Raw genomic sequence first — 15,325 nt, 5'->3', positions numbered from 1 at the left:
GTGATGATGGCAGAGAGGTCACACCCGTTCCCATACCGAACACGGAAGTTAAGCTCTCTAGCGCCGATGGTAGTTGGGACCTTGTCCCTGTGAGAGTAGGACGTCGCCAAGCAACTAAACACGAGTCAAATGACTCGTGTTTTTTCGTATTTTCTTTTATAATCCATAGTAATTAAAAAAATGTGCTTAAATAATTACTATTTTGATTAAATGCAGGGGAATGTGGCTAGGATAGTGAATAAGCAAAAGAGTTGCAAATTTTATTAATACGTATATAATTAAAGTCAAAGATAGTCAAAGTCAATAAAGGTGGCGGATAAATGAGAAATATATCTGATATCATTGAGCAATATCTAAAGCAAGTTATTGACTTAAGTAATAATAATGTGATTGAAATCAAAAGAAATGAGATTGCGGATCGCTTCGAGTGCGTACCATCTCAAATCAATTATGTAATCAATACCCGTTTTACATTAGAAAGAGGATTTGTAGTAGAAAGTAAACGTGGTGGAGGAGGTTACATTCGCATTATAAAAGTCAAACTGCATGATGATATAGACATTATTGATCAAATGCTTCATATGATTGATCATAGCGTTGCACAAGGGAATGCAGAGAGTATGATTATACGTTTATTAGAAGAGGGAATTATAACAGGCCGTGAAGCAAAACTAATGTTAAGTGTACTAGATCGTTCTGTATTATCAATGGATATTCCTTCTCGAGATGAACTTAGGGCTCGAATATTATGCGCAATGTTAAGAACACTGAAATATAAATAAATACAGCTTTTGTAAAAGAATGATAATTAAGATAGGGCAGTTAAATATTGTAGAAGTTTTGAAAAAGAGCATGTACTTTTATCTAAATGGATTAAGGAAAGAGGACAATCTAGTAATGTATGAAAAGTATCATGAGGTAGATCGTTCCTGTTGTAAAGGTGGGGATATTGATGACTTGTCAAAACTGTAATATAAGACCAGCAACTTTACATTATACAAAAGTAATCAACGAGAAGAAGGCGGAAGTTCATCTTTGTGAGCAATGTGCAGAGCAAAGTGGCTATACGTCTTTCTTTCAATCATCACAGTCTAACTTTTCATTTCATGATGTATTTGCTGGTTTATTACACGGTGAATCAACAATGTTTGGAGAAGGAAAAAACGGGTTTTCAAATACAAATACAGTAAGATGTCCAGGTTGTAAGATGACATATGAACATTTTACAAAGGTGGGACGCTTTGGTTGTGCTTCTTGTTACGATACATTTAAAGGACACTTAAACCCATTGTTAAAGCGACTTCATGGTGGACATACAGAACATTGTGGAAAAATTCCGGAACGAATGGAAGGAAATATCCACTTAAAGAAAGAATTAGATGAACTAAAACTTATTCTGAAACAATATGTACAGAATGAGGAGTTTGAGAAAGCTGCTGAGGTAAGAGATGAAATTCGAGGGCTTGAAACTCAGCTTAGTGAGCATAGAGAGGGGGAGTAGTTCTATGTCACTGGACAAAATTATGAATGAAGCGATTAGTCCATGGATGAAGGGGGATGGCCCTGATTCTGATATTGTTTTAAGTAGTCGAATTCGTTTGGCTCGTAATTTTAAGCAATATCAATTTTCTACTATGCAAAACGAAGAGGAAGCTCAAAAGGTTCAAGAATTATTTAAAAAGAAATTTATAAATAAAGCGGTAGAGCCCTTTGGGAAGTTTGGACTATTAAAAATGAATGAATTAACTCCTCTTCAAAGGAGAGTTTTAGTTGAAAAGCATTTAATTAGTCCAAATCTAGCAGGGACTGAATATGGAGCATGTCTGTTATCAGAAAGCGAACACATTAGTGTGATGCTTAATGAGGAAGACCACATTAGGATTCAGTGCCTATTTCCAGGACTACAGTTATCAAAGGCGCTTCAAAGCGCCAATCAAATAGATAATTGGATTGAAAAAGAGGTTGAATATGCTTTTGATGAATCACTTGGATATATTACGAGTTGTCCTACTAACGTTGGTACAGGATTAAGAGCTTCTGTAATGATTCATTTACCAGGGCTGGTTTTAACAAAAAGAATTAGCCGTATTATACAAGTAATTCAAAAATTAGGTTTAGTAGTAAGAGGAATATACGGTGAAGGTAGCGAAGCGTTAGGTAATATATTTCAAGTATCAAATCAAATGACGCTAGGGAAATCCGAAGAAGATATTATTGCAGATTTAAAGAGTGTCATGCAGCAAATCATACAACAAGAAAAATTGGCCAGAGAATTAATTGTACAAAATTCGAGTATTGAGCTTGAAGATAAGGTTTATCGTTCTTACGGTATACTAGCAAACAGTCGTTTAATTCAATCTGCAGAAGCGGCAACTTGCTTATCGGATGTACGACTCGGTATTGATCTAGGATATATAAAAGGTATATCGAGAAATATTTTGACTGAGCTAATGGTTCTTACGCAACCTGGTATTTTACAACAATATGCAGGAGGACCTTTAGGACCAGAAGAAAGAGATTATCGAAGAGCAACCTTAATCCGTGAGCGATTACGTATTGAAAAAAACTAAGCGCAAGTAGGAGGCGATTTCTATGATGTTTGGAAGATTTACAGAAAGAGCACAGAAAGTATTAGCTTTATCTCAAGAGGAAGCAATTCGCATTGGGCATAATAACATTGGAACAGAACATATTTTACTTGGGCTTGTACGCGAAGGTGAAGGAATTGCAGCAAAAGCGTTAATTGCTCTTGGATTGAGCCCGGAGAAAGTGCAAAAAGAGGTAGAAGCGTTAATTGGACGTGGAACAGAAGCTTCTCAAACTGTACATTATACACCTCGTGCTAAAAAAGTTATTGAATTGTCTATGGATGAAGCGCGTAAGCTAGGACATTCTTACGTTGGAACAGAACATATTTTACTTGGCTTAATCCGTGAAGGTGAAGGTGTAGCGGCACGTGTATTAAATAATTTAGGTGTAAGCCTCAATAAAGCAAGACAACAAGTGTTACAACTTCTTGGAAGTAACGAAGCAAGTTCAGGTCACCAAGGTGGTTCATCGACAAATGCAAATACACCGACACTAGACAGTTTAGCGCGCGACTTAACAGTTGTTGCACGTGAGAATCGTTTGGATCCTGTTATTGGACGTAGTAAAGAAATTCAACGTGTAATTGAAGTGTTAAGCCGTAGAACAAAAAACAATCCAGTGTTAATTGGAGAGCCTGGTGTAGGTAAAACAGCAATTGCTGAAGGGTTAGCACAGCAAATCGTAAATAATGAAGTTCCTGAAACGTTAAGAGATAAGCGTGTTATGACACTAGATATGGGAACAGTGGTAGCTGGGACGAAATATCGTGGTGAGTTTGAAGATCGTTTAAAGAAAGTAATGGATGAAATACGTCAAGCAGGGAATATTATTCTATTTATTGATGAACTTCATACATTAATCGGTGCAGGTGGAGCAGAAGGTGCAATCGATGCATCAAATATTTTAAAACCATCTTTAGCACGCGGAGAATTACAATGTATTGGTGCGACAACTTTAGATGAGTATCGTAAATATATTGAAAAGGATGCAGCTTTAGAGAGACGTTTCCAGCCAATTCATGTTGATGAGCCGAGTCTAGAAGAATCAACTCAAATCTTGAAAGGTTTACGCGATCGTTATGAGGCCCATCACCGTGTGTCTATTACAGATGATGCAATTGATGCAGCTGTGAAACTTTCCGATCGTTATATTACGGATCGTTTCTTACCAGATAAAGCAATTGATTTAATTGATGAAGCTGCTTCAAAGGTTCGCTTACGTTCTTATACAACACCACCAAACTTAAAAGAGCTTGAAGTGAAGCTTGAGGAAATTCGAAAAGAAAAAGATGCGGCTGTACAAAGTCAAGAGTTTGAAAAGGCTGCTTCCTTACGTGATATGGAACAACGCTTACGTGAGAAATTGGAAGATACAAAGCGTCAGTGGAAAGAACAACAAGGAAAAGAAAATTCAGAGGTTACGGTAGAAGATATTGCAAATGTCGTTTCTACATGGACACGTATCCCTGTTTCTAAACTTGCACAAACAGAGACTGATAAATTATTAAACTTAGAATCCATTCTTCATGATCGTGTCATCGGCCAGGATGAAGCGGTAGTGGCTGTAGCGAAAGCTGTTCGTCGTGCAAGAGCAGGACTGAAAGATCCGAAACGTCCAATTGGTTCATTTATTTTCTTAGGACCAACAGGTGTAGGTAAAACAGAATTAGCAAGAGCATTGGCAGAATCTATGTTCGGTGATGAGGATGCAATGATTCGCATTGATATGTCTGAGTATATGGAGAAACATTCAACTTCTCGCTTAGTTGGTTCTCCTCCAGGATATGTTGGGTATGAAGAAGGCGGACAATTAACAGAGAAGGTTCGTCGTAAGCCGTATTCAGTTGTCCTATTAGATGAAGTAGAGAAGGCGCATCCTGATGTATTTAATATTTTACTACAGGTATTGGAAGATGGTCGTTTAACTGATTCTAAAGGACGTACAGTTGACTTCCGTAATACGATTGTTATTATGACGTCTAACGTTGGTGCTGAGGCGTTAAAACGTAACAAACATCTTGGATTTAACGTACAAGATGAAAGCCGTGATTATTCGGATATGAAAGGTAAAGTAATGGATGAGCTGAAAAAGGCATTTCGTCCAGAATTCTTAAACCGTATTGATGAAATTATCGTATTCCATATGCTTGAGAAAAAACATATTCAAGAAATTGTGACTCTTATGGTAAATCAGTTAGTGAATCGCTTAAAAGAACAAGAAATTGAATTGCAATTAACAGAAGGGGCGATTGCAGCTATTGCTGATAAAGGGTTTGATCGTGAATATGGTGCTCGTCCACTACGTAGAGCAATTCAGAAGCATGTAGAGGATAGACTATCGGAAGAACTTTTAAAAGGTGCTATTGAGAAAGGACAAAAAGTTATCTTTGATGTAGAAGGGGAAACATTTGTCATTCATAGTGCTGAAAAGGTAAAATAAGTATAGACAAACTAAGAGGGCTACGAGATAGCCCTCTTTCTTGTACGAGAAGGTCAAATGTTTATAGATGAAAGCGAAGTGAAATATAAAAAGATATGGCTAAAAAGAAAACAAAATTCACATGTCAAGAGTGTGGTTATCAATCACCAAAATATATGGGTAAATGTCCAGGGTGTGGTCAATGGAATTCGCTTGTTGAAGAGATGGAACCAGTTGTATCATCCAGACGCCTAAATTATGCAAATGCAATTCAAACAGAAGTAACAAAACCAAGACGTCTTACAGAAGTAGAAACAAAGTCTGAGGCACGTATTGAAACAAAATTTCAGGAGTTTAACCGTGTACTAGGTGGCGGAATTGTAGATGGATCTTTAGTACTTATTGGTGGGGACCCTGGGATTGGAAAATCAACGTTATTATTACAGATTTCCTCGCAATTAGCAGATGCTTCATATGATGTATTGTATATATCAGGTGAGGAGTCAGCAAAGCAGATTAAACTTCGTGCAGATCGTTTACATGTAAATGGTAGTAATCTATTTGTTGTATCAGAGACAGATTTACAGCGTATTGCAGCACATATTGAAGAGATGAATCCTGCTTTTGTTGTTATTGATTCTATTCAAACGATACATTTACCTGAGGTGACATCAGCTCCTGGTAGTGTGGCGCAAGTACGTGAATGTACAGCAGAATTAATGAAACTTGCAAAAACAAAGGGAATCCCAATTTTCATCGTAGGGCATGTGACAAAAGAAGGTGCAATTGCGGGACCGCGTATGCTAGAACATATGGTCGATGCAGTTCTTTACTTTGAAGGAGATCGACACCATACATATCGTATTTTACGAGCTGTAAAGAATCGTTTTGGTTCTACGAATGAAATGGGTATCTTTGAAATGAAAGAACTTGGCCTTGCAGAAGTCTTAAATCCTTCTGAGATTTTCCTTGAGGAAAGACCAGTTGGAGTTGCAGGTTCAACAGTAGTTGCCTCAATGGAAGGAACAAGACCAGTTTTAGTAGAAATACAGGCATTAATTTCCCCTACTAGTTTTGGAAACCCTCGAAGAATGGCGACAGGAATTGATCATAATCGTGTCTCGCTTATTATGGCGGTACTAGAGAAAAGAACAGGTTTACTATTACAAAATCAAGATGCGTATTTAAAAGTAGCTGGTGGTTTGAAATTAGATGAACCGGCAATTGATTTAGCTGTTGCCTTAAGTATAGCTTCAAGTTTTAGAGATAAATCTACGGCACCAACTGATGCGGTAATAGGAGAAGTTGGATTAACTGGAGAAATAAGAAGAGTATCAAGAATCGAACAACGTGTACAAGAAGCAGCTAAATTAGGATTTCAACGTGCTATCATTCCTAGAAAAAATTTAGGGGGGTGGACAATTCCAGAGGGGATTGAGGTTGTAGGTGTTTCTAATTTAGGAGAAGCGCTTCGTTTGACATTAGGAGGCTAGGCTATGGAAGAAAATAAGCAACGTGTCAAAAGTATAATTAATATTTTACAGCTCGTGGCCCCGGGAACACCACTGCGCGAAGGGATAGATAATGTACTTCGCGCACAAACAGGGGGACTAATTGTTCTTGGGTATAATGAGCAGATTAAAAGCATTGTTGATGGTGGTTTTCATATTAATTGCGCATTCTCTCCTGCTAGTTTATATGAATTAGCAAAAATGGATGGAGCACTTATTTTAAATGAAACTGGAAGTAAAATTTTAATTGCAAACGCACAGTTAGTTCCGGATTCATCTATTGATTCTATTGAAACAGGTATGCGTCACCGAACAGCAGAGCGTGTAGCAAAGCAGACGGGCAGCCTTGTTGTGGCCATTTCACAAAGACGTAATGTAATTACGCTATATCAAGGGAACTTACGTTATACATTAAAAGATATAGGTGTCATTTTAACAAAAGCAAATCAAGCAATTCAAACGCTAGAAAAATATAAGGCTGTATGGAATGACGGCATTACGAATTTGGGCATTCTAGAATTTGAAGAGGTCGTTACAATGTCCGAGGTGGTTCACGTTTTACATAGTGTTGAAATGGTGCTGCGTATAAAAAATGAAATATTGAGCTATATTCATGAGTTAGGAACAGAAGGTAGGTTAATTCGTTTACAGCTTACAGAATTACTAGCTGATTTAGAGGCAGAGGCAGCATTGTTAATTAAAGATTATCACCAGGAGAAAACACAAGACCATCATCAAATCTTGAAAAAGTTACAAGATCTTGCAAATACACAACTTTTAGAGGATAGTGATTTAGTTAAATTACTTGGCTATCCAGGACAAACAAGTTTAGAAGAAAGTGTGACACCTAGAGGGTATCGAATTACAAGCAAGATTTCTCGTGTTCCGCCACTTATTATAGAGAATTTAATTAATCGATTTAAAACATTGCAAGGTGTTTGCCGAGCAACTATTAATGAATTGGATGATGTGGAAGGAATTGGAGAAGTGAGAGCGAAGAAAATACGAGAAGGTCTAAAAAGAATTCAAGAGCATCTCTATATGAGTAGACACAATTAAGAATATTACATTGATTCTATAATATAACGACACTAGAACATTTTTGGTATATGATATGATATATTGGTAAATAAAACTATTTACAAAAAAACACGTCCGCTTTTGCATTCGGCGTTTTGATTAGCGAAACAATGGTTAATAATGAGTAGGAGGTGGTTGGATGTTAAAACGGATTGTACAGCTCTTCTTTTTAGTGATCGGGGGAGCGTTAGGGATTTACTTAATCCCAAAAATTATTAATGTATTAGATATCGGTGCGGTTCCTTTGTTGGAAGGATCGTATGTTCGTGCAATTATTGGTGCAATTATTTTATTTTTAACAACATTTTGGCTTGTAGATTATATTGTTCAACTTATTAAGCATATTGAAGAGGCTCTTGTAAAGGCGCCTGTAGCAGATGTTTTATTTGGTACATTAGGATTAATCTCTGGTCTTATTGTTGCATATTTAATTTTGATACCAATTCGTGAATTTACAATTCCAGTTATTAGTACGGTGTTGCAAGTGTTCTTCACCCTTTTACTTGGATATTTAGGATTCCAAGTAGGATTTAAAAAGAGGAATGAATTGCTAGGATTATTTACATTACCCCAACGCGGAGGTAAGAAGAAAAACAATAGTGAGAATGAAGAGGTAGAGGTCGAAGCGGAAAAATCTACGACTCATTGGAAAATTCTTGATACGAGTGTAATTATTGATGGACGTATTGCAGATATTTGCCAAACAAAGTTTTTAGAAGGAACAATTGTCATTCCGCAATTCGTATTAGAAGAGCTTCAGCATATTGCCGATTCTTCAGATGCTTTAAAGCGTAATCGTGGCCGCAGAGGACTAGACATTTTAAATCGTATTCAAAAGGAGATGCCAATTCCGGTAGAAATTTATGAAGGCGATTTCGATGATATCCAAGAAGTAGATAGCAAGCTTGTAAAGTTGGCAAAAATCACTGGTGGAACTGTAGTAACAAACGATTTCAATTTAAACAAAGTTTCTGAATTACAAGGGGTTACGGTGTTAAACATTAATGATTTAGCTAATGCGATTAAACCAGTCGTACTCCCTGGTGAAGAATTAAGTGTTTATGTTGTGAAAGATGGTAAAGAACAAAATCAAGGTGTTGCATACTTAGATGATGGTACGATGATTGTAGTAGAAGATGGTAGAGAGTATGTGGGTTCACAACTTGACGTACTTGTTACTAGCGTATTACAAACATCGGCTGGTCGTATGATTTTCGCAAAACGTAAATTGCTAGAAAAAGCATTATAAGTAGAGGATTATTAATATGTATACATTAATTATTCCGGCAGCGGGCCAAGGAAAACGAATGGGTGCTGGTAAAAATAAGTTATTTTTACTTATAGATGAAGTACCAATTATTGTGCACACATTGCGTGCTTTTGAAAAAGATAAAGCGTGCAAAAGTATTATTATGGCAATTAACGAAGAGGAACGCCCGTATTTTGAAGAGTTAATGCAGAAGTACCAGATTGAAAAGCACGTACAATTTATTCAGGGTGGAGCCGAAAGACAAGATAGCGTATATAACGCACTTCAGTATGCGAGTGGTGTCGAATATGTTCTTGTGCATGACGGGGCGCGCCCGTTCGTAACGAATAAAGTGATTCGCGATGTATTAACTGCAGCAGAAAAATATGGAGCTTCCATTTGTGCAGTGCCAGTAAAAGATACTGTTAAGAAAGTAGAGCGGGGTGTTGTTGTAGAAACGGTAGAGCGATCTCAACTTAACGCTGTACAAACACCACAAGGATTCTCTGTTTCTCTTTTGCTAGAAGCTCATAGAAGCGCAAAGCAAAGTTGTTTTCTTGGCACAGATGATGCAAGTCTCGTAGAACGTGTTGGGAAGCAAGTAGGTGTAGTAGAGGGGAGTTACTATAATATTAAAGTGACGACTCCGGAAGATCTATTAATTGCTGAAAGTTTCCTACGTGTTCAGAAGAAATAACGTTGATGATGTGTTAATAAAGAAAAGCTCGGCAACAGCCGGGCTTTTCTTTATAAGGATAGCGATATAATATAGAGTCATAAAGCTCAGTAGTTTAGCTTAAGGAGGAAGTAAGGATGTTTCGAATTGGACAAGGTTTTGATGTACATGAATTTGCGGAAGGGCGCCCGTTGATTATCGGTGGAATTACAATTCCACACGAGAAAGGATTAATCGGTCATTCAGATGCAGATGTATTGTTACATACGATTGCTGATGCATGTTTAGGTGCGATTGCAGCAGGAGATATCGGAAAGCATTTTCCTGATACAGACCCAGCTTTTAAAGATGCAGATTCAGCTGTATTGTTACAAAAAGTTTGGGGATTTGTACGTGAACAAGGTTATGAGTTAGGAAATTTAGATTGTACAATTATTGCTCAAAAACCAAAAATGGCACCACATATTGAGAGCATGCGTAAGCGCATTAGTGAACTGTTAGAAACGTCTATCGATAACATTAATGTAAAGGCAACAACAACAGAAAAATTAGGATTTACAGGTAGAGAAGAAGGGATTGCTTCTCAAGCAGTTGTTTTATTACAGAAAAAATAATGGTTTTTAATTCGTAAGATGGATAATCACATTTTTTTGGTGTACAATTATAGAATGTGTTGACATTAAGAATGGAAGGTGTACCAATTATGGAAAAGCAAGTGAGAGTACGCTACGCGCCAAGTCCAACAGGACACTTACATATCGGAAATGCGCGTACGGCATTATTTAATTATTTATTTGCTCGTCATTTAGATGGCAAGTTTATTATTCGTATTGAAGATACTGATGTAAAACGTAACGTGGCTGGTGGAGAAGAAAGCCAATTAAAATACTTGAAATGGCTCGGTATGGACTGGGATGAAGGTGTTGATGTTGGTGGTGAATTTGGACCATATCGCCAAACAGAGCGTTTAGATATTTATAAAAAATTATATGAAGATTTATTAGAGCGTGGTTTAGCTTATAAATGTTATATGACAGAAGAAGAGCTTGAAGCAGAGCGTGAAGGACAAATCGCTCGCGGTGAAACACCTCGTTACGCAGGTAACCACCGTGAATTAACTGCAGAACAAGTGAAAGAATTTGAAGCTGAGGGACGTATTCCAAGTATTCGCTTCCGTGTACCAGCTGATCGTGACTACACATTCAAAGATATTGTAAAAGATGAAGTTGCGTTCCATTCAAATGATTTCGGTGATTTTGTTATTGTGAAAAAAGATGGAATTCCAACTTATAACTTTGCAGTAGCAGTAGATGATCATCTAATGGAAATTACACATGTACTTCGTGGTGATGATCATATTTCAAATACACCGAAACAAATGATGATTTATGAAGCTTTCGGCTGGGATATTCCACAATTCGGTCATATGACTCTAATTGTTAATGAAAGTCGTAAAAAGTTAAGTAAGCGTGATGAATCTATTATTCAATTTATTGAGCAATATAAAGAGCTTGGGTATCTTCCAGAAGCAATCTTTAACTTTATTGCACTACTAGGTTGGTCTCCGGTAGGAGAAGAAGAAATCTTCTCTAAAGATGAGTTTATCAAAATGTTCGATGCAGCTCGTTTATCAAAATCACCTGCATTATTTGATTCTCAAAAACTAAAATGGATGAACAACCAGTATATGAAAAAGCAAGATTTAGATACGGTTGTAGAGTTAAGCTTACCGCATTTAGTGAAAGCTGAACGTGTGGGAGAAACTTTAAGCGAACAAGACCAAGCTTGGATTCGTGATGTAATTGCTTTATACCATGAACAAATGAGTTTTGGAGCTGAAATTGTAGAGCTTTCTGAAATGTTCTTTAAAGATCATGTTGATTATGAAGAAGAAGGACAAGAAGTATTAAATGGTGAACAAGTACCTGAAGTACTTCGTGCATTTGCTGGTCAAATAGAAGCTCTAGAAGCAATGGAGCCAGCAGCAATTAAGGCAGCGATTAAAGCAGTTCAAAAGGAAACAGGACATAAAGGTAAAAATTTATTTATGCCAATCCGTGTTGCAACTACAGGACAAACGCATGGTCCAGAGCTTCCGAATGCTATTGCACTTCTTGGAAAAGAAAAAGTTTTAAATCGTCTTCAAAAAGTAATTGGTTAACATTTTCTAGGTTTAGAAATATAATAAGTATACCTAAAACCTAATAAGGAAAAGCGACGAGAAGGAGAAGTAGAAAATCAGGCTTTTTACAGAGAGAACCACCTTTAGGCTGGGAGTGGTTTATAAGCGGATTTTTGAAATGCCCCTTCGAGTCTTCTGCTGAACAGTGAATTGCTTCGTGGGATGTCTTAGGCCGCAAAGTAAGCAGAAGCGGTGTACACCGTTATCATGGATGAGTTTGAGGCTTTTTTAAGCCTAAACAGAGTGGAACCGCGCTTAAAAGGCGTCTCTGTCAATATGACAGAGACGCCTTTTTTTTTATACCGTGTAAATAGGTATGAATATGGAATTTATCTCCTTATATAAAGAATTAGGGGAGAAGTGATGGGTTAGGGGAGTTAGTTTGCTCGACAAAAAAGCAGCCCATAAAGGGGAGGGAACACCGATGTTTAAGAGGCTTCGGGAAGATATTGAAGTCGTTTTTGAACAGGATCCAGCGGCAAGAGGTTATTTCGAAGTCATTTTAACTTACTCTGGATTACATGCAGTTTGGGCCCATCGAATTGCACATGCTTTTTATAAAAGAAATTTTTTCTTTCTTGCACGTTTTGTTTCACAAGTGAGCCGCTTTTTTACTGGCATTGAGATCCATCCAGGAGCAACTATTGGTCGACGCTTTTTCATAGATCATGGAATGGGAGTTGTAATTGGAGAAACTTGTGAAATTGGTGATAATGTAACGATTTATCAAGGGGTTACATTAGGTGGTACAGGAAAAGAAAAAGGGAAGAGGCACCCAACAATTCAGGATAATGTATTAATTGCGACGGGTGCTAAAGTTCTTGGGTCTATTACTGTGGGAGAGAATTCTAAAATCGGAGCAGGGTCTGTCGTATTAAAAGAAGTTCCTGCACATTCTACAGTTGTAGGTATACCTGGCCGTGTCGTTATTCAAAATGGAGTAAAGATTGGTCAAGAATTAAATCACTCTGACCTTCCAGATCCGATTTTTGATAAATTAAAGGCTATGGAAGTAGAAATTGATAAATTGAAGAAACAATTGGAATTAAAGGTAGAAAGGAAGGATAAAAATGACTATTCACATTTATAATACGTTAACACGTCAAAAAGAAGAGTTTATTCCATTAGAAGAAAATAAGGTAAAGATGTATGTATGCGGACCTACAGTTTATAACTACATTCATATTGGGAATGCAAGACCTCCTATGGTATTCGATACAGTGCGTCGTTATTTAGAATACAAAGGATACGATGTGCAATATGTATCTAACTTTACGGATGTAGATGATAAATTAATTAAAGCGGCAAATGAATTAGGTGAAGATGTACCGACAATTGCTGATCGTTTTGTTGAAGCGTACTTTGAAGATGTAACAGCACTAGGTTGCAAACACGCAACAGTTCATCCTCGTGTAACAGAAAATATGGATATCATTATTGAATTTATTCAAGAACTTGTGAATAAAGGGTATGCATATGAATCAGAGGGTGATGTGTACTTTAAGACGAAGGAATTCGAAGGTTACGGTAAATTATCACATCAACCAATCGCAGATTTACGTCACGGTGCTCGTATTGAGGTAGGGGAAAAGAAACAAGACCCTCTTGATTTTGCTTTATGGAAAGCTGCGAAAGAAGGAGAAATCTTCTGGGAAAGCCCTTGGGGGCAAGGACGTCCAGGATGGCATATTGAATGCTCAGCAATGGCGCGTAAGTACTTAGGGGATACAATTGACATTCATGCTGGTGGTCAAGACTTGGCGTTCCCACATCATGAAAATGAAATTGCGCAGTCAGAGGCATTGACTGGAAAAACGTTTGCACGTTACTGGATGCATAATGGATATATTAATATTAACAATGAGAAGATGTCTAAATCGCTTGGTAACTTTATTTTAGTTCACGATATTATTAAGCAATACGACCCGCAGTTAATTAGATTCTTTATGTTATCAGTACACTATCGTCACCCGATTAACTTTAGTGAAGAGTTATTACAAAGTACGAATAATGGACTGGAAAGAATTAAAACAGCTTATGGAAACTTAAAGCATCGTATGGAGAGTAGTACGGATTTAACGGACCATAATGAGAAATGGTTAGCTGAAATAGAGAAATTCCAGACTGCATTTGAAGAGGCAATGAATGATGACTTTAACACTGCAAATGCAATTACCGAATTATACAACGTAGCAAATCATGCAAATCAATATTTACTTGAAGAGCATACATCTAAAGTTGTAATTGAAGCATACGTAAAACAATTGGAAACGTTATTTGATATTTTAGGATTAGAATTATCAAAAGAAGAATTACTGGATGAAGAAATTGAAGAGCTTATCCAAAAGCGCATTGAAGCTCGTAAAAATCGCGATTTCGCATTGTCTGATCAAATTCGTGACGATTTAAAAGAACGTAATATTATTTTAGAAGATACCGCTCAAGGTACAAGATGGAAAAGAGGATAAGGATGATTGATGCAAAGCAATTAAACAGCTTGGCGTTAGCGTATATGGGTGATGCGGTATATGAACAATATATCCGCTATCACCTCCTTCAAAAAGGAAAAGTTCGCCCTAATCAATTACATCGCTTAGGGACGAGCTTTGTTTCAGCAAAAGCACAGGCGAAAGTTGTTTATCATTTATTAGAGACGGCATTTTTGACAGAGGAAGAAGAGGCGGTATTAAGAAGAGGGCGTAATGCAAATTCAGGTACAGTTCCGAAAAATACGGATGTACAAACATATCGACATAGTACAGCCTTTGAAGCACTAATTGGTTATCATCATTTATTAAATAATCGTGAAAGATTAGATGAAATTGTATATAAGGCAATTGCAGTTTTAGAAGAAAAGGAAGGGGGCACATCATCATGACTAGTGAATATATTATCGGACGTAACCCTGTAATTGAAGCGTTAAGATCAGGGAGAGATATTAATAAAATTTGGATCGCAGAAGGTGCTGCCAAAGGACAAGTACAAATTGTACTAGCGTTAGCGAAAGAAAATAAGATTATTTTACAACATGCACCAAAGAAAAAGTTAGATCAATTAGTTGAGGGTAATCATCAAGGTGTAATTGCTCAAGTAGCTGCATATCAGTATGCAGAGTTAGAAGATTTATTCAAAGTGGCAGAAAAACGTAATGAAGATCCATTCTTCTTAATTTTAGATGAGATTGAAGATCCGCATAACCTAGGTTCTATTATGCGTACTGCTGATGCAACAGGAGCTCATGGAATTATTATTCCGAAGAGAAGAGCTGTGGGACTTACAGCATCAGTTGCGAAAGCATCAACAGGAGCGATTGAATACATTCCTGTTGCGCGCGTAACAAACTTATCTCGTACAATTGATGAATTAAAAGAGCGTGGACTTTGGATTGCTGGTACAGATGCCAAAGGGAAAACGGATTACCGTAATTTAGATGGTACAATGCCGATTGGATTAGTAATTGGTAGTGAAGGAAAAGGTATGAGTCGTATTATTGGTGAAAAATGTGATTTCCTAATCACTCTACCGATGGTGGGGAAAGTTACATCCTTAAATGCTTCAGTAGCCGCAAGTTTGTTAATGTATGAGGTATATCGTAAACGTCACGAAATTGGTAAATAAAA

Annotated in this window: 14 protein-coding genes, 1 rRNA gene and 1 other annotated feature; all 15 genes read left to right on the top strand. The window is 37.2% G+C overall.

Going from position 1 to position 15,325, the window contains the following annotated elements; genetic code table 11:
• Window positions 1–112: ribosomal RNA gene (gene rrf / locus CGQ22_RS28800) — 5S ribosomal RNA — on the top strand; the annotation flags it as partial.
• A gap of 208 nt (window positions 113–320) precedes the next feature.
• Window positions 321–782, top strand: a complete 462-nt coding sequence (ctsR, locus tag CGQ22_RS28795) for a transcriptional regulator CtsR (protein ID WP_001244565.1) — start codon at window positions 321–323, stop codon at window positions 780–782.
• A 170-nt stretch (window positions 783–952) separates the two neighbouring features.
• Window positions 953–1,501: a protein-arginine kinase activator protein McsA gene (gene mcsA / locus CGQ22_RS28790; protein WP_000128402.1), complete on the top strand. Its 549-nt coding sequence runs from the start codon at window positions 953–955 to the stop codon at window positions 1,499–1,501.
• A gap of 4 nt (window positions 1,502–1,505) precedes the next feature.
• On the top strand, window positions 1,506–2,570 hold the full coding sequence (gene mcsB, locus CGQ22_RS28785; RefSeq protein ID WP_000050842.1) for a protein-arginine kinase McsB: 1,065 nt from the start codon (window positions 1,506–1,508) through the stop codon (window positions 2,568–2,570).
• Between the two features lie 22 nt (window positions 2,571–2,592).
• A complete protein-coding gene (clpC, locus tag CGQ22_RS28780) occupies window positions 2,593–5,028 on the top strand; it encodes an ATP-dependent protease ATP-binding subunit ClpC (protein WP_000971184.1) in 2,436 nt (811 codons plus the stop codon).
• A gap of 95 nt (window positions 5,029–5,123) precedes the next feature.
• Window positions 5,124–6,500 (top strand): DNA repair protein RadA, encoded by a 1,377-nt coding sequence (gene radA / locus CGQ22_RS28775; RefSeq protein WP_001085202.1) that lies wholly within the window; start codon window positions 5,124–5,126, stop codon window positions 6,498–6,500.
• A gap of 3 nt (window positions 6,501–6,503) precedes the next feature.
• On the top strand, window positions 6,504–7,577 hold the full coding sequence (gene disA / locus CGQ22_RS28770; RefSeq protein ID WP_000392158.1) for a DNA integrity scanning diadenylate cyclase DisA: 1,074 nt from the start codon (window positions 6,504–6,506) through the stop codon (window positions 7,575–7,577).
• Between the two features lie 160 nt (window positions 7,578–7,737).
• Window positions 7,738–8,847: a PIN/TRAM domain-containing protein gene (locus CGQ22_RS28765; RefSeq protein ID WP_000919677.1), complete on the top strand. Its 1,110-nt coding sequence runs from the start codon at window positions 7,738–7,740 to the stop codon at window positions 8,845–8,847.
• 16 nt (window positions 8,848–8,863) lie between these two features.
• The gene (gene ispD, locus CGQ22_RS28760) at window positions 8,864–9,544 is read left to right on the top strand and encodes a 2-C-methyl-D-erythritol 4-phosphate cytidylyltransferase (protein ID WP_000288285.1); all 681 of its coding nucleotides are present in this window, start codon (window positions 8,864–8,866) and stop codon (window positions 9,542–9,544) included.
• A gap of 116 nt (window positions 9,545–9,660) precedes the next feature.
• Complete coding sequence (ispF, locus tag CGQ22_RS28755; RefSeq protein WP_000488392.1) at window positions 9,661–10,137, top strand: 2-C-methyl-D-erythritol 2,4-cyclodiphosphate synthase; 477 nt, start codon at window positions 9,661–9,663, stop codon at window positions 10,135–10,137.
• 89 nt (window positions 10,138–10,226) lie between these two features.
• Window positions 10,227–11,684, top strand: a complete 1,458-nt coding sequence (gltX, locus tag CGQ22_RS28750) for a glutamate--tRNA ligase (RefSeq protein ID WP_000415141.1) — start codon at window positions 10,227–10,229, stop codon at window positions 11,682–11,684.
• Between the two features lie 47 nt (window positions 11,685–11,731).
• Window positions 11,732–11,978: a binding site (T-box leader), on the top strand.
• Window positions 11,979–12,129: 151 nt separating this feature from the next.
• The gene (gene cysE, locus CGQ22_RS28745; protein WP_000476496.1) at window positions 12,130–12,795 is read left to right on the top strand and encodes a serine O-acetyltransferase; all 666 of its coding nucleotides are present in this window, start codon (window positions 12,130–12,132) and stop codon (window positions 12,793–12,795) included.
• Complete coding sequence (cysS, locus tag CGQ22_RS28740; protein ID WP_000152251.1) at window positions 12,776–14,173, top strand: cysteine--tRNA ligase; 1,398 nt, start codon at window positions 12,776–12,778, stop codon at window positions 14,171–14,173. The genes cysE and cysS overlap by 20 nt, the downstream gene beginning before the upstream one ends.
• Before the next feature lie 2 nt (window positions 14,174–14,175).
• On the top strand, window positions 14,176–14,583 hold the full coding sequence (locus CGQ22_RS28735; protein ID WP_000564261.1) for a Mini-ribonuclease 3: 408 nt from the start codon (window positions 14,176–14,178) through the stop codon (window positions 14,581–14,583).
• The gene (gene rlmB / locus CGQ22_RS28730) at window positions 14,580–15,323 is read left to right on the top strand and encodes a 23S rRNA (guanosine(2251)-2'-O)-methyltransferase RlmB (protein ID WP_000200237.1); all 744 of its coding nucleotides are present in this window, start codon (window positions 14,580–14,582) and stop codon (window positions 15,321–15,323) included. Before CGQ22_RS28735 ends, rlmB begins: the two co-directional genes overlap by 4 nt.
• Window positions 15,324–15,325 lie beyond the last annotated feature (2 nt).

Source organism: Bacillus sp. M13(2017) (assembly GCF_002218325.1).
Taxonomy (GTDB): Bacteria; Bacillota; Bacilli; order Bacillales; family Bacillaceae_G; genus Bacillus_A; species Bacillus_A thuringiensis_K.
The sequence above is the reverse complement of the archived record's forward strand: the minus strand, read 5'-3'. Positions and strand labels throughout refer to the sequence as shown.